We start from the raw sequence: 22,399 nt of genomic DNA on the forward strand, positions 1-22,399 counted from the left end.
AACTTGCGCCACAACAGCGGATCACCCGAATTCGACAACGATGCGATGGGGGCGAATCAGCACATGCACAACACTGCGGCGCGAATCGACCACGAAGACCGCGAACGCCTGCGATCGGTGCCGACCACCGCGGCGGAATCCGGCCACACCACCCGCGGGCCGGCCGCCGCCATCGCGGCAAGGGTGCACGACGCGACGGCCACCCCTACCGAGGTGGTCGAGGCCGCGCTGCGCCGCATCGCCGCGGAGAACTGGAAGATCAACGCCTGCACCGTGGTTCGCGCCGAGCGGGCCATGGCCGAGGCCGCCGCGCTCGATCAGCGATCCGATCTCGACGTGCTGCCGCTGGCCGGCGTTCCGGTCGCGATCGAACACAACATCCCGGTCGCGGGCGAGACGGTGCGCGCCGGATCCGCCGCGACCGATCCGAGCCCGGCCGCCGCCGACCATCCGGTGGTGCGCAGGCTGCGCGCGGCGGGTGCGGTCGTCGTCGTGCTCACCGCGGTACCCGAACTCGGGCTGTGGCCGACCACCGACGCCCCGGACCGGATCACCCGCAATCCGTGGAATACCGCGCGCAGCGCGGGCGGTTCGTCCGGCGGGGCGGCCGCCGCGGTGGCGGCGGGGCTGGTGCCGATCGCGCACGGCAGCGACGGGCTCGGCTCGATCCGCATCCCCGCGGCCTGCTGCGGCGTCTTCGGGATCAAGCCGGGCAGGCATACCGTGCCCGCCGAACTCGGCGCCGACTCCTGGTCCGGCCTTGCCGAAAACGGTGTGCTGGCAACGACGGTCGGCGATGCCGCGCTCGCGCTATCGGTGCTGGCCGCGCGCCCGGACCTAGCCGAGACGGATCCACCGGGCCGACTACGTATCGGCCTTGCCGTCAACTCGCCCCTTCGGATCTTCCGCGTCGGCAGGCCATGGGTCGCCGCCGCCGATATCGCCGCCGCGACCGCCGCGGCCGCCGGACATCTGGTGGAGCCCGCCGCACTGCCATACGGCGATTCCCTCATCGCGGTATTCCTGCGCTGGTTGGCCGCGGCCATCCGCGACGCCGCCCTGCTCGCGAATCCCGAACGACTACAACGGCGTACGCGCAGGCACCTGGCGCTCGGCCGGTTCGTGCAACGACTACGGCTGGTGCGTCCGGCGCAGATCGACCGGGTCGAATCCCGGCTGCTGGAATTCTTCGAACGCTACGACGTCGTGATCACACCGACGCTCGCCGCCGCGCCGCCACGGGCGCGGGCCTGGCACGCCGCGGGTTGGCTGATGAATGTCCTTGCCTGCGCGCGGTTTTCACCATTCACCCCGCTCTGGAACCTGGTCGGCTGGCCCGCCGCGTCGGTCCCGATGGGTTCGGATCCCAGATCGCATACGCCGGTCGCGGCGCAGCTGGCCGGACCGCCCGGCAGCGAATCCACGCTGCTGCGGCTGGCCGCGCAGCTGGAATCGCGCCATCCGTGGCGCCGAACCATCGGCTGATCGGCGCCCCGTAGTTCAGCTGGCGACCGCGACCGGCTGACTGGTCGAGAAACCGCCCGCCACCGCGCGTGCCGCGAATTCCAGGATGGTCGGCCTGGTGTCGTCGGCGCGCCAGGCGACGGCGAGTTCGCACGGCGCGAGCCCGGTGATCGGGCGCGCGGTGAGTCCGGGCCAGCGGTACATCGGCACGTTGTTCTCGGCCAGCAGGCAGACGCCGAGCCCGAGGCTCACCGCCTCCAGCTTGTCCTCCGCGGTCGCGGCCTCGGCGCCGATCTTGGCTTGGCGGCCGTTGCGGGCGTCGTTGCCGAGCCAGAAGTCACGCACCGCGCCCGCCTCGGTGGGCAGCGCGATGAACGGCTCGTCCATCAGGTCGGCGAAGGCGATGCTGTCCTGTTCGGCCAGCGGGTGGTTTTCCGGTAGCAGCACCCAGCGCGCCTCGGTGCGCAGCACCTGCCAGCGGTACCGGTTCGAGTCCGGCAGCGGCAGCCACACCAGCGCCAGATCGGCCTGGCGGCCCGCGAGTCCGCTGGACGGATCGGTCCAGGACGCCGCGTGCAGGGCCAGCCGGTGTCCGCTCGCACTCTCCAGATCGTTGAGCAGGCCGCGGCCGAGCGCGGACTGGATGCCGACGCGCAGCACCTCGCCCGCCTCCTGCAGCGAGACGTTGGTGGTCTCCCAGAGTTCCAGGATCTTGCGGGCGCCTTCCAGCAATTCCTTACCCGCCACGGTCAGCGCGACGCTGCGCTGGTTGCGGTCGAACAGGACCACGTCGAGCTGGCGTTCCAATTGACGGATCTGACGCGACAGGGTCGGTTGGGCGATGTGCAGCCGCTGGGCGGCGTTGGTGAAGTGCAGTTCCTCAGCGACGGCGACGAAGTAACGCAGGTCGCGCAAATGCGGGTCCATAGCCCCTTGCTATCAGAATCAGTCCTGAATTTCCACCCTAAATAGGCCGGAAAGTCTGGATAAGCTGGCCGAAACAGTCGGTAGGTTTGTTAGGGACAGCATATTGCTTCCTATGGCGCTGCGCACCATCGACCTGGCGAATCTTTAGCAGCTTATCCGGAGGTATCCGGCGCATCCCCAATTGGACGTTCGACCAGCGTAAATGGGTTGTGCGTCGTGCTCGATGCATCGGACCGTGGGGCCGCCAGCGACTTGCCGGAAACGCGTCGTAGGCGGCGGTAAGTCATTAACTCTGCTAAGAGTGATTTTCGTCACAAAGTGGTTTGCTGATCGGTCCGAAGCGGTTGCCGCGACCCGCACCGGCCGGTCGCGGCACCGCATCCGGACGTCTCAGACGCCGCGCGCCCGCTCCTCGTAGGCCCGGCGCTGCTCGGTGTTCACATCGTCCAAAAACGCCCGCCCCGAACCGAGCGCCCGCGCCAGACCGTCACCGAGCGCTTCCGGCAGCAGCCCGACCACCTGCGAAATGAATCCGGCCATCGCGGTCACCCGCACCTTGGACTTGGGCGTCGCGATCAGACCCGCGATAGCGGCGGCGATCTCCTCCGGCTCGGCGGGCCGCAACAGCCGCGGCGCGGTGACGCCGGAACCCAATTCGGTCTTGGTCAGCGTCGGCAGCACCGAGGAGAACCGGACACCCGAATCCCGGTACTCCTCGCGCAGCGTATCGGTGAACCCGAGCACCGCGTGCTTGCTGGCGTTATAGGTCGCCAGCCCCGGAATGTGGGTCTCACCGGCCAGCGAGGCGATATTGATGATGTGCCCGCGCTTACGCGGCAGCATCCGGGCCAGGCCGAGTTTCGAGCCGAGGATCACGCCGTAGACGTTGATGTCCAGAATCCGGCGGGTGAGCTGATCGGGCTCGTCCACCAGACGGCCCGTCGGCATGATGCCCGCGTTGTTGATCAGCACGTCGATCGGGCCGAGCGCGCGCTCCACCTCGTCGAGGAAGCTCTCGAAGGAATTCTGCTCGGTGACGTCGAGCCTGGCGTAGTACTCGAAGTCGCGCGCGGCCCCCGACTCCTTCACCGCCGCCTCGTCGATATCGCCGATCGCGATCTTCGCACCGAGTGCGCGCAGCGTGGTGGCCGTCGCCAGCCCGATGCCGCGCGCACCTCCGGTGATCGCGACGACCTTGCCGCGAATTTCCTGCGTCACTTGCTGTCTCCCTTGAGTTTCAGAACGGCGGGCAGGTCGATGCGGCGCAGTCCGCGCGCACCTGCCGCGCGCATCGCGCCGACGGCGAACAGCAGCTTGGGCATCGAGTACGGGAACCAGAAAAGTTCCTTCTGCTGGGTCGGCAATATCGGCGTCGTAATCGCCTGCTGCTTGCAGTATTTGCGAATTCCGGCCGGACCGCCCCAGCGCGTGCCGACACCGGACAGGCCCCAGCCGCCCATCGGCAGCGCGTAGCTGAACAGGTTGACGAAGACGTCGTTGATATTGACCCCGCCCACATTCAGTTGGCGCGCAATGCGATTGCCGCGATCCTTATCGCCGGTCCATACCGAGGCGGACAGGCCGTAAATCGAATCATTGGCCAGCCGAACGGCTTCCGCCTCATCGGCCACCTTGATCACCGGCAGCGTCGGCCCGAAGGTCTCCTCGGTGATACACGACATGGTGTGGTCCACGTCGACCAGCACCGTCGGCTCGAAGGCGGTGCCGAATCCGGCGCGCTTGCCGCCGGTGAGCACCCGCGCGCCCTTGGCGACGGCCTCGTCGACATGGCGCTGCACGATTTGCGCCTGGTTCTCGTTGGCCAGCGCCCCGATATCGTGTTTCGACTCGCGTCCATCGATGCCCTGCCGCAGATTCCGAACGGCCGCGGTCAATTTCGTCACGAACTCGTCGTAGACGGGCGCCTCGACGTACACCCGCTCCACCGAGATACAGACCTGGCCGGAGTTGAACATGCCGCCGAAGGCGATGCCGTGCGCGGCCCGGTCCAGATCGGCGTCGGCCAGCACGATGGCCGGATCCTTACCGCCGAGCTCCAGGCTGTACGGGACCATCCGCTCCGCGCACGCGACGGCGATCTTGCGCCCCGTCGCGGTCGACCCGGTGAACTGCACGAAATCGACGTTGTCCACCACCGCGGCGCCCGCCGGTCCCCGGCCGGTCACCACGGCGAACACCGGCGGCGCGCCGATTTCCGCCCAGCCCCTTGCCAATTCGAGTGCCGACAGCGGCGTCACCTCGGAGGGTTTGAGGATGACCGCCGCGCCCGCGGCCAGCGCGGGGATCACATCGATCACCGGCATCGCCAGCGGGAAATTCCACGGCGTTATCACCCCGACCACCGGATACGGCCGATATACCGTGGTCAGCTTCTTCACCCGGGCCAGCGGGCTGTGCGGCGAGGGATGGTCATCGGCCAGGAATTTGGCGGCGCGGCGGGCGTAGTAGCCGGTCAGATCGACGGAGAAGGCCGGATCGATCAGCGCGTCCGCCCGGGGCTTGCTGGTCTCCGATTGCAGTACGTCGGCGAGGACATCGGTGTTGTCGATCAGCCAGTCCTGGAGTTTGAGCAGCCACTCCTTGCGGCCCTCCGGGCCGATGGCCTCCCACTCCGGCTGGAACAGCCGCAGCTCACGGACCTTCGCGGCCACCGCGTCGGCGGATTCGTCGGGTACCGTGCCGACGACCTGTCCGGTTCCGGGGTTGCGCACCTCGATGACGGCCGGATCACTGGATTCCGCCTGCTTCGCGGCGCCTGGCGCTGGTTCGGTATTGGTCACGGCTGTCTCCCACTGACATTGTGTTTGCTGGCCTATGTGAATCAGTTCACTGAACTATGATCGTGACACAACCCGGTGCGACTTTCTTGGCCTTCGCTGTCAATGAAACCCGACTGTTTTGTATTTTCAGTACAATCAGAGGAATTATGACAGCCACGCCGACCGGTCGCCCCGAAATCTCGCCCGACAGCGATGTGGTGCGGGACTGGCTGGCCGAGTTCGTCTTCGAGACCATGCGCGCCGAAACCCTCGAACAGGTCGTCGCCCGGTTGGACAATGCGATCGCCGCGCACATCCCGGAGCTCGCCGACCGCGATATGCGTCGCGACCTGGCCGCGAGCACGAGGGCGCAGGCCCGGCTGGTGCTGGCCGGTCTCACCAGCAACACCTTCGAGTACACCCCCGCCGAGGAGGCGCACGCCTTCGCCAGGACCATCGCCAGGCGCGGCTACGAACTGCGAGTGTTGTTGCAGGTCTACCACTTCGGGCTACAGGCGGTGGTGGATTACATGACCGAGACGGTCACCCAGCGGCACGCGCCGTACGAGATCGAGCGCGCGGTGATGCTGCGGCTGTTCGACCGGGCGACGAAATGGATCGGCAAATCGGTCGAATTGCTCACCGACACATACATGGAGGAGCGCGAGCGGGTGCTGCGCGCCGCGCTCAACCGGCGCACCGAAACCGTGCGCGCATTGCTGGCCGGTGACGATCTGGATCTCGACCAGGCCGGTCTGCGGCTGGGCTACCGGCTCGACCGAACCCATCTGGCATTCGTGCTCTGGACCGACGACGACGCCGAATTCGCCGGCGGCGAGGGCGAATTCATCGAACAACTGGAGCGGGTGGCGAACCGGATCGCCGCGGCGGCCGGCGCGGGCCGGGCATTGACCGTGCCGTCCGGAGCCAGCGCCATGTGGGTGTGGATCGGGATGGAAGACGCTGGTGCGGAACAGCTTTCGCTGGACGATGCCCTATCGGCATTCGGGCGGATCGAGGCGCCGGTGCGCGTCGCATTCGGGATGCCCGGCGCGCAGCTGGCCGGATTCCAGCAAAGTCACCGGGAGGCCGTCGCCGCACGGCAAGTAGCGGAACGCGGTGCGGCGCCGGAGCGGGTCACCCGCTACCGCGATATCGAAATCGCTTATCTGGCAGGCGTGGACGAGGCCGCGATGCGCGGTCTGATCGCCAGGGAACTAGGCGCACTGGCCGACCGCGACGCCAACGCCGCCCGCCTGCGCGAAACGCTGCACGCCTACCTGCGCAGCAACCGCAGCCCGGAGGCCGCCGCGAAACTGCTTGGGGTGCACAAGAATACGGTTCGATACCGAATCCAGCGGATCGAGGAACTGCTCGGCGGCGTCATCGAAACCCGTAGCCTGCCACTGGAAATCGCACTCTCGTGCGTGGCCGTCTACGGTGTCGAGGTTCTACCGTGAGTCAGTCGTCGGCGGTCGCCGCCTCGCGGGCGGCGATGCGGCGCAGCGGCGGTTCGGTGCTGGGCGCCACCCGCCGGTCCGGTAGATCGGCCAATAGTTGGGTGGTGGCCGCGGCGACGGCGGCGACCGCCTTGTCGACGGCGGCCTTGGTGGTGCTGCTGAGGCCGGACACGCCACCGACCTTGCGCACGTACTGCAGTGCGGCAGCATAGATTTCCTGCTCGGTAGCGGCAGGCTCCAGGCCGCGCAGGACGGTGATGTTTCTACACATGCCCGCACACTAGTCCTCCGGCCCGAACTACGGCAGGCTAAGAACCGCCGGATGTGAAAATCGCGCGCATACGGGTGTGGACACGCGCGCGGTGGACCATTACCCGAGCCCGTTTCCGATCGATGGGGAAGAATCGGGATATGTCTGCCCGCGGCTTGCCAACGTTGACGACCTTCCCGTACGACGAGCTGGACAAGCGGGAGGAGGACCACTGGTCCGGCGCCGCGGTCACCGATGACGAATTGCGCTCGCTCGCGCTCGGCGCGTTCTACTCCGCGCGCTGGGACGCCTTCCACGACGCGCTGCTGCTCGGCCCGGAGCGCGAGCATCCGCTCGGTGATCGCCGCGAACTCGCCATCGATACGCTGACCGGTGCCTGGGGGATCACCGACGGCACCGAGGCGCAGGCCTCGATGGAGCAGCTGCTGGAAGGTATGCACGCCCCGCTCTACGCGCTGGTGCATCCACTGGTGATGGCCTCGATCAACGCCAGCGAGCGGGACCGCTTCGGTGAGCGCGCCGACCGGCACCGCGCCTTCCTGCGCCAGGTCGGATCGTTCCGCGGCATGGACAATCCGGAGGCGCTGGTTCGCGACTACGACATCTGGTCCCAGGCAATCAAGATCGGCTTCACCGACCATCTGGCCCGCCCACTGCCGAGCGATATCCACGCCTGGGATCTGGCACGGGTCGTCGCGGTCGCCAGAATGGCCTTCACCGCCGGCTACCTCGACGCCGACGTCGCATGGGACTACCTGATGCGCGCCCTCCCACTGGCCCAGCGCAAATACCGCAACTGGCGCCAATTCGGCGACGCCTACCTGGCCGGCTGGACCTACTGGCAGGCCTGCGAAGACCTCGCCGAACTCAAAAGCGGCGGCGTAGACCGCCGCAAGGAACTGCTCCGCCTCTGGATGCGCCCAACCAGCCCCTGGCGCCGAATCACCCTGAACCCATCAGCCTGAAGTCGTGAACCCATCAGCCTGAACTCAAGCATCAGCGTGAAGTCCTCTCCGCCACGCCAGCTCGACCATCCGAGCGAAGCGAGGGCCGAGCGAAGCGAGGTTCAGGCAGGTGAGCGAAGCGATCCTGCCTGAAGAACCAACGTCTGTAGCGCACGACAAAAAGCGGCGCGTCAGCGACGCTTTTGTCGTGCGCTACCCGCCATCGGGAAGTGAGCGCAGAATGCCGCGCCCGTAGCGCTGGAACTGCCCGTCGTCGACCATGCCGAGCGAATGCCGCTCGACCAACAGCTCCCATTCCGAATACAGTTGCGCCACACCGGGATCGGCCGGACCCGCGGCACCGTCGGCGCTATCGCGGCGCACCGCGAAATTCACCGCACAGGTGACCCGCTCGGTATCGGCCCGATCGGTACCGGTGAAGTGGAAGGTCATATTGCCGTCGTGCACATCCATGCCCGGTTCGCCGCGGACCGCGCCGATCTCACCGGGCGCGGTGGCCGGGCCCTCGGTGGTGCGCGCCCACATGACGGCGGGTACCGGCAATTCGTGCGCGTAGCGGTCCCCGGTGCCGATGGAGATGAACAGCAGCCGCCCGGTGGTCGCGGCGAGCAGACCGGGGCCGGTGCCGACCGGCGGCGTCGCCACCGCGATGGCGGTTTCCAGCACGTATTCGTCCGGGGTGACGTACCGGTGCAGCGCGGCCACCGCCGATTTGGCCTCCCGGCGCGGCGCCATTCTGCGCACGGCGCGCTCCACATCCGCACGGGTCGGGCCGGTCTTACCCCACACCGGCGCGGGCGCGCTGAGATCCGGCGCCGCGACATCGATGCGCTGGGTGGCCAGGATCTGCTCGTTTATCCGGTCCACCATCTCACTGGCGGCGGGCACGTCGTGCTCGGCGATGAGTACCGGCAGCGGGGTGCGGTCGGCAGGCACGCCGGTCAGTACGGGCGTCGGGTAGCGAAGATAGATCTCGATGACGACGGCGTCGTCGGCACGACGATTCAGCCGGACCTTCAACAGATCCGATACCGGGACATCCAACACCCGCTCGCCGTCGCTACCCGGCCGCAGCACGACCAAACGCCCACGCCCGTGCCGCACTATCGCTGTGGGTGTCCGTAGTTCGACTATGTCCATACCCCCTGCGCTCTGTCCGATTTTCACGGTGCGGCTCCGTTCGATTCGCGTGGTGCGCCCTGCCCGATCCGCGCCGTGCGCCTGCCTGGTTCGCGGTCTTCTGCTACATCGATCGTTACCCTGCGCTACTTCCTCCTGGCCGGTCGTTTGCGCCGTGGGTGTTGTGTCGTCGCTCACGATAGGCCGAACATGCCATGATTGTGACCACTTGGAGGAGACCCGACCCGGGACATCGGGAACCACCGTCGTTCTCGGGTCGTTTACCTCTTTAACTGCACCAGCAGTCGAACTGCGCGATGTATCGACTAGACCGTACGCGGTAACGTGGCATGTCCGCATCCGAACCCCCGGCTTGGAGAACCGGACGCGCCAGACGCATCGCTTAGGCAAGAACCGGAGACACCGGAAAGGACTGGCCGCTCGGCCGACGCTCTATGAACCGCAAGACAGTGTTTCGCACCCTGGCCATAATCGCGGGCATCGTGCTCGTGATCATTGCGTTCAGTTATTTCAGCAATGACACGCGCGGATGGAAGAACGTCGACACGTCGGTGGCGTTGGCTCAGCTGAACGACAAGGCCAATGTCAAGAACGTCCAGATCGACGACAAAGAACAGCAGCTGCGCATCGAGCTGAAGAACGGCAACGACGCGACCAGCGGCCAGACCAAGATCGTCGCCAAGTATCCGGGCGGCAGCCAGAGCGCGGGTCAGGTCTTCGACGCCGTGAAGAACTCCGGCGCGTCCTTCAACACCGTGGTCAAGCAGGAGAGCTGGTTCAGCCAGCTGCTGCTGGTCGTGCTGCCGATGGTGGTGCTGCTCGGCCTGTTCATCTTCCTGATGGTGCGGATGCAGGGCGGTGGCCGCGGCGGCATGATGGGCTTCGGCAAATCGAAGGCCAAACAGCTGTCCAAGGACATGCCCAAGACCACCTTCGCCGATGTCGCCGGCGCGGACGAGGCCGTCGAGGAGCTCTACGAGATCAAGGACTTCCTCCAGAATCCGGTGCGCTACCAGGCGCTCGGCGCGAAGATCCCGAAGGGCGTGCTGCTCTACGGTCCCCCCGGCACCGGTAAGACGCTGCTGGCGCGGGCCGTCGCGGGTGAGGCCGGTGTGCCGTTCTTCACCATTTCGGGTTCGGACTTCGTCGAGATGTTCGTCGGTGTCGGCGCCTCCCGGGTGCGCGACCTGTTCGAGCAGGCGAAGCAGAACAGCCCGTGCATCATCTTCGTCGACGAGATCGACGCGGTCGGCCGCCAGCGCGGCGCAGGCCTCGGCGGCGGGCACGACGAGCGCGAACAGACGCTGAACCAGCTGCTCGTCGAGATGGACGGCTTCGGCGACCGCACCGGCATCATCCTGATCGCCGCCACCAACCGCCCCGACATCCTGGACCCGGCGCTGCTGCGCCCCGGCCGCTTCGACCGGCAGATCCCGGTCGGCAATCCGGACCTGGCCGGCCGTCGCGCCATCCTGCGGGTGCATTCGCAGGGCAAACCGATCTCGCCGGAGGCCGACCTGGACGGTCTGGCCAAGCGCACCGTCGGCATGTCCGGCGCGGATCTGGCCAACGTCATCAACGAGGCCGCGCTGCTCACCGCCCGCGAGAACGGTGCGGTGATCACCGGTGAGGCGCTGGAGGAATCGGTCGACCGGGTGATCGGCGGCCCGCGCCGCAAGAGCCGGATCATCAGCGAGCACGAGAAGAAGATCACCGCCTACCACGAGGGCGGCCACACCCTGGCCGCCTGGGCGATGCCGGATATCGAGCCGGTCTACAAGGTCACCATCCTGGCCCGCGGCCGCACCGGCGGCCACGCCATGACGGTGCCGGAGGACGACAAGGGCCTGATGACCCGCTCGGAGATGATCGCCCGCCTGGTCATGGCGATGGGTGGCCGCGCGGCCGAGGAACTGGTGTTCCACGAGCCGACCACCGGCGCGTCATCGGATATCGATCAGGCCACCAAGATCGCCCGCGCGATGGTCACCGAATACGGCATGAGCGCGCGCCTCGGCGCGGTCCGCTACGGCCAGGACCAGGGCGATCCGTTCCTCGGACGCTCGATGGGCCAGGCGGCGGACTACTCGCACGAGGTGGCCCGCGAGATCGATGAGGAGGTGCGCAACCTGATCGAGGCCGCGCACACCGAGGCTTGGGCCATCCTCAACGAATACCGTGACGTGCTCGACGATCTGGCCACCGCGCTGCTGGAGCGGGAGACGTTGCACCGCAAGGATCTCGAGGACATCCTGGCCTCGGTCGACAAGCGGCCGCGGATCACCGCGTTCAACGATTTCGGCGAGCGGTTGCCCTCGGATAAGCCGCCGGTGAAGACCCCGGGCGAACTGGCCGCCGAGCGCGGCGAGGTGTGGCCGCCCGAGCCGGTGCAGAAATCGCTGACCGGCGCCGCGGCGGCACAGCGGGAATCCGGGCAGAACGGCTACCCGGCGAATCCGGGCTACCAGCAGCCGCAGTACGGCGGCGGCTACCCCGCATCCCCGGCCACCGGTTACCCGCTGCCGAACGCGCCGACCCAGGCGTACCCGCGGCAGGGTGGGCACGGTTCGCGTCCGGATTACGGCGCCCCGGCCGGCTGGTCCGCACCGGGCTGGCCGCCGCGCGACGAACCGCAGCAGCCCACCGGTCAGTCCGGTTACGGCGGTTGGTCGCAGCCGCAGCAACCGCGGCACGGCTATCCGCAGCAGCCGTGGGGTCAGCATCCGCAGGGCGGTGACAACAACGGCGGCTACGACCACGGCGGCTACGACGATCCCGGTCACGGCGGCGAGCCCGAGAACCACGACTGGGATGGACCGAACGGTCGTCGCTGAGCCGATGGCGGCCTGACGCCCAGCCGAGTCCCGGCGGCGATTAGGCTCGACCATCGGGGTGCCGAGAAATTGCCCGGCACCCGGGATTTTGGAGGTGTCCTCGATTGTCGGCCAACAAATACGTCAGCGATCCGGCGCTGAACGGGGCGGGCAGCGCCGAAGGAAAGGGTTTGCCCGGCACCGTTCGGGCGGAAACCGTTGCGCTGCATACCGGTAGGCCGTTCGATCAGGCTCGGGCCGAGGCCGCGATTCGGGAACTGCTGATCGCGGTCGGCGAGGATCCCGATCGCCCCGGCCTGCTCGAGACCCCGGCCCGGGTGGCGCGCGCCTATCGCGAGATGTTCGCCGGGCTCTACATCGAGCCGGATACGGTGCTGAACACCACCTTCGACGAGGGCCATCAGGAACTGGTGCTGGTGCGCGATATCCCGATGTACTCCACCTGCGAGCATCACCTCGTCGCCTTCCACGGCGTCGCGCACGTCGGCTACATTCCGGGCAAACACGGCCGGGTGACCGGACTGTCCAAGCTGGCCCGGCTGGTAGACCTGTACGCCAAGCGCCCACAGGTGCAGGAGCGGCTGACCAGTCAGATCGCGGATGCCGTTATGCGCAAACTGGATCCGCGCGGCGCGATCGTGGTGATCGAGGCCGAGCACCTGTGCATGGCGATGCGCGGAATCCGCAAGCCGGGCGCGAGCACCACCACCTCGGCGGTGCGCGGCCTGCTGCAGTCCAGCGCCGTATCCCGCGCCGAGGCGCTCGACCTGATCCTGCGGAAGTGAGTGACGGTCCGATGACCAGACCCGGGAGCGTCGGCCCGCGCGGTGGTCGTTCCTGCGTGGTCATGGGCGTCGTGAACGTCACAAGCGATTCGTTTTCCGACGGCGGCAAATACCTCGACACCGAGCTCGCCATCGCGCACGGGGTCGAGCTCTATCGCGCGGGCGCCGACATCATCGATGTCGGGGGCGAGTCGACCCGGCCCGGCGCGGTCCGGATCGATCCGGAGACCGAGGCGGCGCGGGTGGCGCCGGTGATCGCCGGGCTGGTCGCCGCGGGCGTGCCGACCAGCGTCGACACCATGCGGGCCGGGGTCGCCGAGGCGGCGCTCGCGGCGGGTGTATCGGCGGTGAACGACGTCTCCGGCGGCCGTGCCGATCCCGATATGGTGAAAGTCGTTGCGGCCGCGGATGTTCCGTGGATCCTCATGCATTGGCGGGCGGGCGCCGACTATCGGCACACCGGCCCGGCCGACCACTACGACGATGTGGTCGCCGAGGTGCGTGCCGAACTGGGCGCGCAGGTGGACAAGGCCGTCGCCGCGGGTGTGGACCCGTCGCGGCTCATCCTGGATCCCGGCCTGGGTTTCGCCAAGAACGCCGAACACAATTGGGCATTGCTGGCCGCGCTGCCCGAATTCGTCGCGGGCGGCCTGCCGATCCTGATCGGCGCCTCCCGCAAACGGTTCCTCGGCACGCTGCTCGCCGACGAATCGGGTCCCCGCCCACCCGACGGCAGGGAGACCGCCACCGCGACCATCTCCGCGCTGGCCGCCCTGCACGGCGCATGGGGTGTGCGCGTGCACGATGTGCGCGCCTCGCTCGACGCCATCGCCGTCACCGACGCCTGGCAGCGCGCCGCCGGGCCGAGAACCCGAGAGGCCATCGCATGACCGAGTCAGGGCCCGGAGGAGGCAGCCTGCGTAACCACGGAGGGCCCCTCGGGCAGGCAAAGAAGGTAACAGCATGACCGGATCCGAAGTTTTTGTGGCACAGAGTGATCCGATGATCGAGCGGGGTGTCGACCAGATCCAGCTGCGCGGGCTGCGCGCCTTCGGCCACCACGGCTGCTTCGAACACGAGCGCCGCGACGGGCAGGAGTTCGTCGTCGACCTGAACCTGTGGGTGGATTTCGCCGCGGCCGCGGCATCCGACGATCTGGCGACCACCGTCGATTACGGTGCGCTGGCCGAGCGGGTGGTCGCGATCATCCAGGGCCCGCCGCGCAACCTCATCGAGAAGGTGGTCTCCGAGATCGCCGACGAGGTGATGACGGATCCGCGGATCGAATTCGTCGAGGTGGTGCTGCACAAGCCGCATGCGCCGATCCCGCACCCGTTCGACGATGTTCGCGTCGTCACCACCCGGCAGCGTCGGGAGGCGGAATGATTCGGGAGTCGGCGTGACGCGCGCCGTACTGTCGATCGGCTCGAATCTCGGTGATCGGTTGGCGCATCTGCGCGGTGTCGTCACCGGATTCGGCGCGCGGGTGGTAGCGGTGTCGCCGGTGTATTCGACCGCACCGTGGGGCGGGGTCGAGCAGGACGACTACCTGAATGCCGTTGTGCTGGTGGACGATCCGGCCGCGGACTGTTTCGATTGGCTGCGCCGCGGCCAGGAGTTGGAGCGGGCGGCCCACCGGGTGCGTGAGGTGCGTTGGGGCGCAAGGACGCTCGATGTCGACGTGGTCTGGTGCGGTGACGGCGCCGCCGCCGTGGAAAGCGCCGATCCGGAGCTGACCCTGCCGCATCCGCAGGCGCACAATCGCGCCTTCGTGCTTATTCCATGGCTCGATGTGGAGCCGGACGCGGTATTGCCGGTCGGCGGCCGTGTCCGGCCGGTGCGCGAGTGGCTCGCGGATCTCGACCCGGCCGAGCGCGCGGGCGTGCGGCCGACCGAGCTGAGCCTGACCGCGACTTCGCCGGTGGGACAGAAGGATTCGGCATCGTGAAGCTACGCCCGACCCGGATCTTCGATCTTGTCGCGAATGTGTTCGTCGCCGCGGTGATCGCGTGGATCGGCACCCGGCTCGCCTATTCGAACTTCCCGCCGATCTCCATTTACGCCGGGGCCTCGCTGTATCCGGTGGCCATCATCGAAACGGTGCTCGCCTTCGTGATCCGGGCCAGGGTCAACGAGCATCGGATCGGCGACGGCCCGCATCAACTGCATCCGATCACCGCGGCGCGGGCGGTGGCGCTGGCCAAGGCCTCCGCGCAGGTCGGTTCGCTGGCCGCGGGCGTGTGGCTCGGGTTCCTGTGTTGGGTGTTCCCGCAGCGGGATACGTTGCGTGCGGCGGGCGCCGATGCGCCCGGCGCGATCGTCGGGATGCTGGCCGGGGTGGTCTTGGTTGCTGCCGCGCTGTGGTTGGAGTATTGCTGTCGGGCTCCCGAGGATCCGACTGATAATCCAGCTACCACATAGCAACTTTCGCCGATCGAATCACCGAACGGGGTTCTGGGCGCGGACGGACATCCAAGCTACCCTGGCGTCCATGGTTTCACCCTCCCGTAGCAGCACTTCCCGTCGACGGCGGGAGGACGCGGGAAAATTCGTCATCGGCGGACTGATTCTGCTCGGTCTGGTTGCCAGCGTTTTCCTGGTCTTCAGCAACAGTTTGCAGTTCGTCCGGGTCGGTCTGGTCGCCGCGCTGTGGGCCGCCGCGATCGGCGCGCTGGCGGCGACGAAGTATCGCAAGGACGCGACGGTCGACAAGGCGAAGGTGCGCGACCTGCAGACCGTGTACGAACTGCAGCTGGAGCGGGAGGTGACCGCGCGCCGCGAATACGAGCTCGGCGTCGAGGCGCGGGTGCGCGCCGAGGTCGGGGCCGACGCCACCGAACTCGCCGCGCTCAGAGCCGAATTGACGGTGCTCAGACAGAGCCTGCAGCGGCTGTTCGACGGTGACCTGCCCGAGGAACGGCTGGCCGTGCGCGCCGATTCGACCAGGATCCAGGAGCTGCCGAGCGCGTCGGGCGATCTGCGTGACAATAGCTCCGGGGATGCCGGTATCTGGACCGATTCAGACCAGCAGCAAACCCGCAGCAGCGCGACGCCGATATTCGAGCCGAGCCACCCGGAGCCGCCGGTTTTCGCCAGCCCATTCGACGAGCCGATCACCGCGGAGACCGCCGCGGTCAACCCGGCCGATATCCACATCGCCGCCGCGAACATCACCGATGCGCAGATCACCGACGCCGATATCGACGACTCCGGATTCATCGAACCGCTGAGCGGCCCGTCCGGCTGGGCCGATGCGTTCACCGAGGTCGGCAAGGACGAATTAGCCGAGCCGAAACCCGCCGCGGCCGTGCCCAGACAACCGGCCACCCCGCCGCGTCCGGCCGCCTCCGCGCCGACCATGGGCACCGCGAGCTCGCGCCGTCGCCGCCGCGACATCGACTCCGACGACAGTTCGACCCGTCGCCTTTCCGTCGCCGAAATCATGGCCAACCTGCAATCCGAAGAGCGCAACCGCACTGTCTGATTCGCAACGCGGCCCGTTGCCCGTGCTGATATCGCCTTGATCGGCGGAGGGCGGCGCGGATGTGAGCCGCAAATCACGTAGCGAGCGCATGGCATCGACAAATGCCGGGCCGATATCCTCGTTACGTACGTCTGGTACCCGCACGGCGGGACTGGAACATGATGTTCGATTTGCGGTATTCACCAGCCCCTGCGCTGCCGCCTCCGGGCCTGACGCTCATACCGCGACGAGAGGACAGCGTTGACCTCTAGAAGTGCGACTTCTTCCGATGACGACGGCGGCTACGACCCCGCGCCCGCACGCCTGACGGTGGGAATCGTCTCGGCGGGACGCGTCGGCTCGGCGCTCGGCGCCGCGCTGGAGCGCGCCGGACATGTGGTGTTCGGTGTGTCCGCGATCTCCGATGCCTCGGTGCGGCGGGCCGCTACCCGGCTGCCGGATTCGAAGATCCTGCCGGTCGAGGAGGTGGCCGCGCGCAGCGAACTGCTGCTGCTCGCGGTGCCGGATGCCGAATTGGCCGGGTTGGTGCGCGGTTTGGCGAGCGCGGGCGTGGTGCGTTCGGGCACGATCGTCGCGCATACGTCCGGTGCGAACGGTATTGCCGTGCTCGCCCCGCTCACCGAGCGCGGCGCACTGCCGCTGGCCATTCATCCCGCGATGACGTTCACCGGGCACGACGAGGATCTGTCCCGGCTCGGCAACGCGTGTTTCGGCATCACGGCGGGCAGTGAGATCGGTTACGCCATCGCCCAATCGCTGGTGATCGAGATGGGTGGCGAGCCGGTGCGGGTGCCGGAGGAGCAGCGCACGCTCTATCACGCCGCGCTCGCGCACGGCAGCAACCATCTCGTCACCCTGATCGTCGACGCGGTCGCCGCGCTGCGGGTCGCGCTGTCCGGTCCCGGATTGCTCGGCCAACAGCTGGTGGACGATCAGCCGAACGGCTTGGCCGAGCGTTTGCTGGCACCGCTGGCCTCGGCGGCGCTGGACAACGCGCTGCGTCGCGGCCAGGCCGCGCTGACCGGTCCGGTCGCCCGCGGCGATGTGGAAGCCGTTGCGGCGCACCTGGATGCGCTCGAATCCGTCGACCCTCGACTGGCCGCAGGCTACCGCGCGCTCTCGCTGCGCACGGCCGAACTGGCCGAAACCAACCCTGCTCTAATAGATTTGCTGGAGGGACGCCAATGATCGATCCGAAGCTGCGTGGCGCCTTCCGCCCCGGCCAGTTGACCGTGCAGCACGACCCGTCGGTGGTCGCCGCCATCTCGAAATCGCTGCGCGGTGTCGGCCGCACGGTCGCCCTGGTGCCGACGATGGGCGCGCTGCACGAGGGGCATCTCGAGCTGGTGCGCCGCGCCAAGCGCACCAACCAGACGGTGATCGTCTCGATCTTCGTGAACCCCTTGCAATTCGGCGCGAACGAGGACCTGGACAAATACCCGCGCACCTTGGACGCCGACGTGGAACTGCTGCGTGCGGAGGGCGTCGAACTGGTCTTCGCGCCGAGCGCCGCCGATATGTACCCCGACGGCCCGCGTACCACGGTGCAGCCGGGGCCACTCGGTGCCGAGCTCGAAGGGGCAAGCCGCCCAACGCATTTCGCCGGCATGCTGACCGTGGTCGCCAAACTGCTGCAGATCGTGCGGCCGACCGAGGCGTTCTTCGGCGAGAAGGACTACCAGCAGCTCACGCTGATCCGCCAGCTGGTGCGCGATCTCAATTTCGACGTATCGATCGTCCCCGTGGCGACGGTGCGCGAGGCGGACGGGCTGGCCATGTCCTCGCGCAACCGCTATCTCGATGCGGCGCAACGGGAATCGGCGCTGGCCCTCTCGGCGGCGCTGGCCGCCGGCCGTCATGCGGCCGGGCACGGCGCCGCCGCGGCGCTCGCGGCGGCCCGCGCGGTGCTCGATGCCGCCGACGGCGTGACCGTCGACTACCTCGAATTGCGTTCGTCCACCCTCGGTCCGGCGCCCGCGAGCGGTAATGCGCGGCTGCTCGTCGCGGCCAGGGTCGGCTCGACCCGGCTGATCGACAACACGGCGGTAGCCCTCGGCGTCGAACTCGACGGCCACCCCGATCCCAATGCCCGGCTCGCCTCCACCCAGCGGTAGAGCGCCTCAGAGAAAGGCAACAGCTCGATGTTGCGCACCATGATGAAGTCGAAGATCCACCGCGCCACGGTGACCCACGCGGACCTGCACTACGTCGGCTCGGTGACGGTGGACCAGGACCTGCTCGACGCGGCCGATCTGCTGGAGGGCGAACAGGTCTGCATCGTCGATATCGATAATGGCGCCCGCCTGGAGACCTATGTCATCGCGGGCGAGCGCGGTTCCGGCGTCATCGGAATCAACGGCGCCGCAGCCCATCTCGTCCACCCCGGCGACCTGGTCATCCTGATCGCCTACGGCATGATGGACGAGGCCGAACTGCGCGAATACCAGCCTCGGGTGGTATTCGTCGACGAACGAAACCGCCAGGTGGAGCTTGGTTCGGATCCGGCGCACGCGCCCGAGGGTTCCGGGCTCACCTCGCCGCGCACGCTGACCAACGCCTGATCGGGCGGTCCGAATATGCTGCTGGCCATCGACGTCCGCAACACCAGCATCGAACTGGGGCTTTTCTCCGGTAGCGGCGCCCATTCGAAATTGGTGCGGCACTGGCGCATCCACACCAATCCGCTATTGACCGCGGACGAGTTCGCCATGCAGGTGCGCGGTCTGGTCGGTGAACAGCTCGACGAGGTGATCGGCGTTTCCGCGCTCGCGACGGTGCCGCCGGTGCTGCGTGAATTGCGGGAAATGCTGACCCGCTACTGGGGACATGTTCCGCATGTGCTGGTCGAGCCCGGTGTGCGCACCGGAATTCCGCTGCTGGTCGACAATCCGAAGGAGGTCGGTGCGGATCGGATCGTGAACTGTCTTGCCGCCTTCCAGCGCTACAACGCGCCCGCCATCGTCGTCGATTTCGGCACCGCGATCTGCGTCGACCTGGTTTCCGGAAAAGGGGAATTCCTCGGCGGCATCATCGCGCCGGGTGTCGAGATCGCGACCGAGGCGCTGGTGGAGCGCACCGCGCTACGCCGGGCCGAACTGGCGAGACCGCGTTCGGTGCTGGGTAAGAACAGTATGGAATGCATTCAGTCCGGCGCGGTCTTCGGTTTCGCCGGCTTGGTGGACGGGCTGATCGATCGGATTCGCGACGAGTTCGACGCGTTCGCGAGCAGGGATGTCGCGGTGGTCGCGACGGGTGCGACAGCGCCGCTGATCGTCCCCGAATCGGAGACCATCGATCATCACGAGCCGCATCTCACACTCACCGGGCTGCGCCTGGTGTATGAGCGCAATCAGCGGCGCAAGGGTTCGGTGTGAGTCAACCCACCGGACTTGGTGCTATTGCGCGCTTCCGGCTCACTGCTACACTCGCCGACGTGTATTTCCGCGTGAGCACCCAGGAGTGTTGTCGAGGCTGACCTGCCTCGACCGTTCGAGGCCGACCATCTTCCTCGACCGCTGACACAACTCCTGGAGATTCGCGAATGCGCTCCTCTGTTCTTTCCCTTTCTTCGGCACGTACCGAATATTCGGCGAACCCGCCCGTCGATCGGGCCGTCGCGCCCGCGTTGCCGACCCGGTTGCGCCCGGCCGATCTGCTCCGATTGACCGATGAGGGCGCCGAGGATGTGCTGGCCGGACGCTATGACCATTTACTTCCATCGGACGGTGGCTGGCCCGCCGACGAGCGCTGGGCGGCCCGGCTGCTTTCCGATGGCGAGGTCGATGTCTGGCTGATCAGCTGGACGCCCGGTAAGTCCACCGAATTGCACGATCACGCCGGTTCGCTCGGCGCGCTCACCGTGCTCAGCGGCGCCCTTTCCGAATTCCGTTGGAACGGCTCCGAACTGCGCAGGCGCACGCTCGGCGCGGGTGATCAGGCCTCGTTCCCGATCGGCTGGGTGCACGATGTTATGCGCGCACCAGCTATTTCGGCCGAATCGGCCGGACCGCTCGAACCGACGCTGTCGGTACACGCTTATTCGCCACCGCTCACCGCGATGTCCTATTACGAGGTCACCGGCCACGGGACCCTGCGGCGCACCCGAACCGTCCTCACCGACCAGCCCGAAGGTGATATGTGATGACTCGTCTGACCATCGACCAGATGCTCGAGAACGCGCGATCCGGGTTGAACCGGATCTATGCCTTCGAATTGCCCAAGGCCCTCGCTCGCGGCGCGATTCTGGTCGACATCCGGCCGCAGGCGCAGCGGGTGCGCGAGGGCGCGTTACCCGGTGCGCTGGTGATCGAACGGAATGTGCTGGAATGGCGGCTCGATCCGTCGAGTTCGGCGCGGTTGGCGCTGGCCGTCGATCACGATGTGGAATGGATCGTGGTGTGCTCGGAGGGCTATACCTCCAGCCTTGCCGCGTACTCGCTGCAGCAACTCGGATTGCATCGGGCAACCGATCTGGTCGGCGGTTTCCACGCGTTGAAGGCGGCCGGTCTGTTGAGTATCGGAACTCGGGCGCCGCACTTCGCGACCCAGGCGGCGGCGCTCGCCGCGGTGTAATCCTTTCATCTCGAAATACATAGGCGCACAGTCGCTTTCGATTGTTGTGTGGATTCTCCGTTGCTTTCGGTGACGGGTAAATCGGCTATGGAACCGATACCTTTTCGTTACTGATCCGGATTGACCGGGCGGCTCGCAAAACGATTTCCGGTGCACGCTAGGGTTGTTGGATGTGAGCACCTCCAACGACCACTCGCCCGGCCGCGATAGCGCGGAAGTCGATGTTCCGGAGCAGATGCGGATTCGCCGGGAGAAGCGCGAGCGGCTGCTCACCGAGGGACGTGAGGCATACCCGGTCGTCGTGCCGCGTACCCATACGCTCGCCGAAATTCGCGCCGCCTATCCGGACTTGGCGCCCGACACACAGACGGGTCTACAGGTCGGTGTCGCCGGACGCGTCATATTCATGCGCAATACCGGCAAGTTGTGTTTCGCGACGCTGCAGGAGGGCGACGGCACCAAGCTGCAGGCGATGATCAGCCTGAACGGTGTCGGCGCCGATGCGCTTACCGCGTGGAAGTCCGATGTGGACCTGGGCGACTTCGTATTCGTGCACGGTGAGGTCATCTCGTCGCGCACCGGGGAATTGAGCGTCATGGCCGATTCCTGGTCCATGTCGGCAAAGTCGTTGCGCCCCTTGCCGGTCGCGCACAAGGAGATGAACGAGGAGTCGCGGGTACGGCAGCGCTATGTCGACCTGATCGTGCGGCCGGAGGCGCGGGAAATGGCGCGCACCAGGGTCGCCGTCGTGCGCGCGCTGCGCAATGCGCTGGAGCGCCGCGGATTCCTGGAGGTGGAGACGCCGATGCTGCAGACGCTGCACGGCGGCGCGGCGGCCAGGCCCTTCGTCACCCATTCCAATGCGCTGGATATGGATTTGTACCTGCGTATCGCGCCGGAGTTGTTCCTGAAGCGCTGCGTGGTCGGTGGCCTGGAGAAGGTCTTCGAGATCAACAGGAACTTCCGCAACGAGGGCGCCGACTCCACGCATTCGCCCGAGTTCGCGATGTTGGAAACGTATGAGGCTTACGGCACCTACGACACCTCCGCGACGATGATCCGGGAATTGATCCAGGAGGTCGCGCAGGAGGCGTTCGGAACGCAGGTGGTGACGCTCGCCGACGGTACGGAATACGACCTGCGCGGTGAGTGGACGACGGTTGAGATGTACCCGTCGCTGTCCGATGCGCTGGGTGTCTCGGTCACGCCGGAAACTTCCGTCGCGGAATTGCGTGCGCTCGCCGATCGGGTCGGTCTGGAAATTCCCGATGGTAAGGGCTACGGCCACGGCAAACTGGTCGAGGAACTGTGGGAACACCAGTACGGCGACAAGCTCTACGCGCCGACTTTCGTGCGTGACTTCCCGATCGAGACATCACCGCTCACCAGACAGCACCGCAACAAGCCGGGTGTCACGGAGAAGTGGGATCTGTATGTGCGCGGCTTCGAGTTGGCAACCGGCTATTCGGAGTTGGTGGATCCGGTGATCCAACGAGAACGTTTCATGGATCAGGCGCGGTTGGCCGCGCAGGGTGATGACGAGGCCATGCGACTCGACGAGGACTTCCTCGCCGCGATGGAGCACGGTATGCCACCGACAACCGGCACGGGTATGGGAATCGATCGGTTGTTGATGGCGTTGACGGGTTTGGGAATCCGGGAAACGATACTGTTCCCAATTGTGCGTCCGGTCACCCGCTGACCATCCGAACGCATT

The 22,399-nt window shown here is 67.2% G+C and carries 22 protein-coding genes; 17 read left to right on the forward strand and 5 right to left on the reverse strand.

The window, feature by feature from the left end; all coding sequences use genetic code 11:
• The first annotated feature begins 45 nt into the window (after positions 1 to 45).
• The gene (locus F5544_RS02240) at positions 46 to 1,485 is read left to right on the forward strand and encodes an amidase family protein (protein ID WP_238847051.1); all 1,440 of its coding nucleotides are present in this window, start codon (positions 46 to 48) and stop codon (positions 1,483 to 1,485) included.
• Positions 1,486 to 1,500: 15 nt separating this feature from the next.
• Here the strand turns inward: F5544_RS02240 and F5544_RS02245 are convergent, their stop codons facing one another.
• The 3 genes from F5544_RS02245 to F5544_RS02255 all read right to left on the reverse strand — a co-directional run bounded on the left by F5544_RS02245 (position 1,501) and on the right by F5544_RS02255 (position 5,192).
• Entirely contained in the window at positions 1,501 to 2,391 is an 891-nt protein-coding gene (locus tag F5544_RS02245) for a LysR family transcriptional regulator (protein ID WP_167471619.1), read from the reverse strand.
• A gap of 390 nt (positions 2,392 to 2,781) precedes the next feature.
• The gene (locus F5544_RS02250; RefSeq protein WP_167471620.1) at positions 2,782 to 3,609 is read right to left on the reverse strand and encodes an SDR family oxidoreductase; all 828 of its coding nucleotides are present in this window, start codon (positions 3,607 to 3,609) and stop codon (positions 2,782 to 2,784) included.
• Complete coding sequence (locus tag F5544_RS02255) at positions 3,606 to 5,192, reverse strand: aldehyde dehydrogenase family protein (protein WP_167471621.1); 1,587 nt, start codon at positions 5,190 to 5,192, stop codon at positions 3,606 to 3,608. Before F5544_RS02255 ends, F5544_RS02250 begins: the two co-directional genes overlap by 4 nt.
• 146 nt (positions 5,193 to 5,338) lie before the next feature.
• Here F5544_RS02255 and F5544_RS02260 point away from each other — a divergent pair, with 146 nt between their 5' ends.
• The gene (locus tag F5544_RS02260; protein ID WP_167471622.1) at positions 5,339 to 6,631 is read left to right on the forward strand and encodes a PucR family transcriptional regulator; all 1,293 of its coding nucleotides are present in this window, start codon (positions 5,339 to 5,341) and stop codon (positions 6,629 to 6,631) included.
• A 1-nt stretch (position 6,632) separates the two neighbouring features.
• On the opposite strand, the gene F5544_RS02265 is transcribed toward F5544_RS02260, so the two are convergent.
• On the reverse strand, positions 6,633 to 6,902 hold the full coding sequence (locus F5544_RS02265; RefSeq protein WP_167471623.1) for a DUF2277 domain-containing protein: 270 nt from the start codon (positions 6,900 to 6,902) through the stop codon (positions 6,633 to 6,635).
• A gap of 140 nt (positions 6,903 to 7,042) precedes the next feature.
• Between F5544_RS02265 and F5544_RS02270 the strand changes: the two genes are divergently transcribed.
• Positions 7,043 to 7,867, forward strand: coding sequence for a DUF1266 domain-containing protein (locus F5544_RS02270; RefSeq protein ID WP_167471624.1), 825 nt, complete (start codon positions 7,043 to 7,045; stop codon positions 7,865 to 7,867).
• A gap of 192 nt (positions 7,868 to 8,059) precedes the next feature.
• On the opposite strand, the gene F5544_RS02275 is transcribed toward F5544_RS02270, so the two are convergent.
• Positions 8,060 to 9,034, reverse strand: a complete 975-nt coding sequence (locus tag F5544_RS02275) for a hypothetical protein (protein ID WP_238847052.1) — start codon at positions 9,032 to 9,034, stop codon at positions 8,060 to 8,062.
• A gap of 407 nt (positions 9,035 to 9,441) precedes the next feature.
• Between F5544_RS02275 and ftsH the strand changes: the two genes are divergently transcribed.
• The 14 genes from ftsH to lysS all read left to right on the forward strand — a co-directional run bounded on the left by ftsH (position 9,442) and on the right by lysS (position 22,384).
• Entirely contained in the window at positions 9,442 to 11,841 is a 2,400-nt protein-coding gene (ftsH, locus tag F5544_RS02280) for an ATP-dependent zinc metalloprotease FtsH (protein ID WP_167471625.1), read from the forward strand.
• Positions 11,842 to 11,978: 137 nt separating this feature from the next.
• Complete coding sequence (gene folE / locus F5544_RS02285) at positions 11,979 to 12,626, forward strand: GTP cyclohydrolase I FolE (protein ID WP_174867554.1); 648 nt, start codon at positions 11,979 to 11,981, stop codon at positions 12,624 to 12,626.
• An 11-nt stretch (positions 12,627 to 12,637) separates the two neighbouring features.
• Positions 12,638 to 13,516, forward strand: a complete 879-nt coding sequence (folP, locus tag F5544_RS02290; RefSeq protein ID WP_167471627.1) for a dihydropteroate synthase — start codon at positions 12,638 to 12,640, stop codon at positions 13,514 to 13,516.
• A 112-nt stretch (positions 13,517 to 13,628) separates the two neighbouring features.
• Entirely contained in the window at positions 13,629 to 14,012 is a 384-nt protein-coding gene (gene folB / locus F5544_RS02295; protein WP_167471628.1) for a dihydroneopterin aldolase, read from the forward strand.
• Between the two features lie 13 nt (positions 14,013 to 14,025).
• Entirely contained in the window at positions 14,026 to 14,574 is a 549-nt protein-coding gene (gene folK, locus F5544_RS02300; RefSeq protein ID WP_167471629.1) for a 2-amino-4-hydroxy-6-hydroxymethyldihydropteridine diphosphokinase, read from the forward strand.
• Positions 14,571 to 15,047 (forward strand): DUF3180 domain-containing protein, encoded by a 477-nt coding sequence (locus F5544_RS02305; protein WP_167471630.1) that lies wholly within the window; start codon positions 14,571 to 14,573, stop codon positions 15,045 to 15,047. The genes folK and F5544_RS02305 overlap by 4 nt, the downstream gene beginning before the upstream one ends.
• A gap of 70 nt (positions 15,048 to 15,117) precedes the next feature.
• Entirely contained in the window at positions 15,118 to 16,110 is a 993-nt protein-coding gene (locus F5544_RS02310) for a DUF6779 domain-containing protein (RefSeq protein ID WP_167471631.1), read from the forward strand.
• 240 nt (positions 16,111 to 16,350) lie between these two features.
• Positions 16,351 to 17,298: a Rossmann-like and DUF2520 domain-containing protein gene (locus F5544_RS02315; RefSeq protein ID WP_167471632.1), complete on the forward strand. Its 948-nt coding sequence runs from the start codon at positions 16,351 to 16,353 to the stop codon at positions 17,296 to 17,298.
• Positions 17,295 to 18,224, forward strand: a complete 930-nt coding sequence (gene panC, locus F5544_RS02320; RefSeq protein ID WP_167471633.1) for a pantoate--beta-alanine ligase — start codon at positions 17,295 to 17,297, stop codon at positions 18,222 to 18,224. The genes F5544_RS02315 and panC overlap by 4 nt, the downstream gene beginning before the upstream one ends.
• Positions 18,225 to 18,251: 27 nt before the next feature.
• Positions 18,252 to 18,671 carry an aspartate 1-decarboxylase gene (gene panD, locus F5544_RS02325; RefSeq protein ID WP_167471634.1) on the forward strand — a complete coding sequence of 140 codons (420 nt, stop codon included), beginning with the start codon at positions 18,252 to 18,254 and terminating at the stop codon, positions 18,669 to 18,671.
• 15 nt (positions 18,672 to 18,686) lie between these two features.
• Entirely contained in the window at positions 18,687 to 19,484 is a 798-nt protein-coding gene (locus F5544_RS02330) for a type III pantothenate kinase (protein ID WP_167471635.1), read from the forward strand.
• A 167-nt stretch (positions 19,485 to 19,651) separates the two neighbouring features.
• Positions 19,652 to 20,251 (forward strand): cysteine dioxygenase, encoded by a 600-nt coding sequence (locus F5544_RS02335; RefSeq protein WP_238847053.1) that lies wholly within the window; start codon positions 19,652 to 19,654, stop codon positions 20,249 to 20,251.
• An 8-nt stretch (positions 20,252 to 20,259) separates the two neighbouring features.
• Complete coding sequence (locus tag F5544_RS02340) at positions 20,260 to 20,682, forward strand: rhodanese-like domain-containing protein (RefSeq protein ID WP_167478932.1); 423 nt, start codon at positions 20,260 to 20,262, stop codon at positions 20,680 to 20,682.
• 235 nt (positions 20,683 to 20,917) lie between these two features.
• The gene (gene lysS / locus F5544_RS02345) at positions 20,918 to 22,384 is read left to right on the forward strand and encodes a lysine--tRNA ligase (protein ID WP_167478933.1); all 1,467 of its coding nucleotides are present in this window, start codon (positions 20,918 to 20,920) and stop codon (positions 22,382 to 22,384) included.
• Positions 22,385 to 22,399: the final 15 nt, after the last annotated feature.

This window comes from Nocardia arthritidis, from assembly GCF_011801145.1.
Lineage (GTDB): Bacteria > Actinomycetota > Actinomycetes > Mycobacteriales > Mycobacteriaceae > Nocardia > Nocardia arthritidis_A.

What these genes read in the sequence shown, in the direction of transcription:
- F5544_RS02240 (WP_238847051.1), top strand. Translation starts at nt 46, where the DNA reads ATGGGGGCGAATCAGCACATGCACAACACTGCGGCGCGAATCGACCAC.
- F5544_RS02245 (WP_167471619.1), bottom strand. Translation starts at nt 2,391, where the DNA reads ATGGACCCGCATTTGCGCGACCTGCGTTACTTCGTCGCCGTCGCTGAG.
- F5544_RS02260 (WP_167471622.1), top strand. Translation starts at nt 5,339, where the DNA reads ATGACAGCCACGCCGACCGGTCGCCCCGAAATCTCGCCCGACAGCGAT.
- F5544_RS02265 (WP_167471623.1), bottom strand. Translation starts at nt 6,902, where the DNA reads ATGTGTAGAAACATCACCGTCCTGCGCGGCCTGGAGCCTGCCGCTACC.
- F5544_RS02270 (WP_167471624.1), top strand. Translation starts at nt 7,043, where the DNA reads ATGTCTGCCCGCGGCTTGCCAACGTTGACGACCTTCCCGTACGACGAG.
- ftsH (WP_167471625.1), top strand. Translation starts at nt 9,442, where the DNA reads ATGAACCGCAAGACAGTGTTTCGCACCCTGGCCATAATCGCGGGCATC.
- folP (WP_167471627.1), top strand. Translation starts at nt 12,638, where the DNA reads ATGACCAGACCCGGGAGCGTCGGCCCGCGCGGTGGTCGTTCCTGCGTG.
- folB (WP_167471628.1), top strand. Translation starts at nt 13,629, where the DNA reads ATGATCGAGCGGGGTGTCGACCAGATCCAGCTGCGCGGGCTGCGCGCC.
- F5544_RS02310 (WP_167471631.1), top strand. Translation starts at nt 15,118, where the DNA reads ATGGTTTCACCCTCCCGTAGCAGCACTTCCCGTCGACGGCGGGAGGAC.
- panC (WP_167471633.1), top strand. Translation starts at nt 17,295, where the DNA reads ATGATCGATCCGAAGCTGCGTGGCGCCTTCCGCCCCGGCCAGTTGACC.
- panD (WP_167471634.1), top strand. Translation starts at nt 18,252, where the DNA reads ATGTTGCGCACCATGATGAAGTCGAAGATCCACCGCGCCACGGTGACC.
- F5544_RS02330 (WP_167471635.1), top strand. Translation starts at nt 18,687, where the DNA reads ATGCTGCTGGCCATCGACGTCCGCAACACCAGCATCGAACTGGGGCTT.
- F5544_RS02335 (WP_238847053.1), top strand. Translation starts at nt 19,652, where the DNA reads ATGCGCTCCTCTGTTCTTTCCCTTTCTTCGGCACGTACCGAATATTCG.
- lysS (WP_167478933.1), top strand. Translation starts at nt 20,918, where the DNA reads ATGCGGATTCGCCGGGAGAAGCGCGAGCGGCTGCTCACCGAGGGACGT.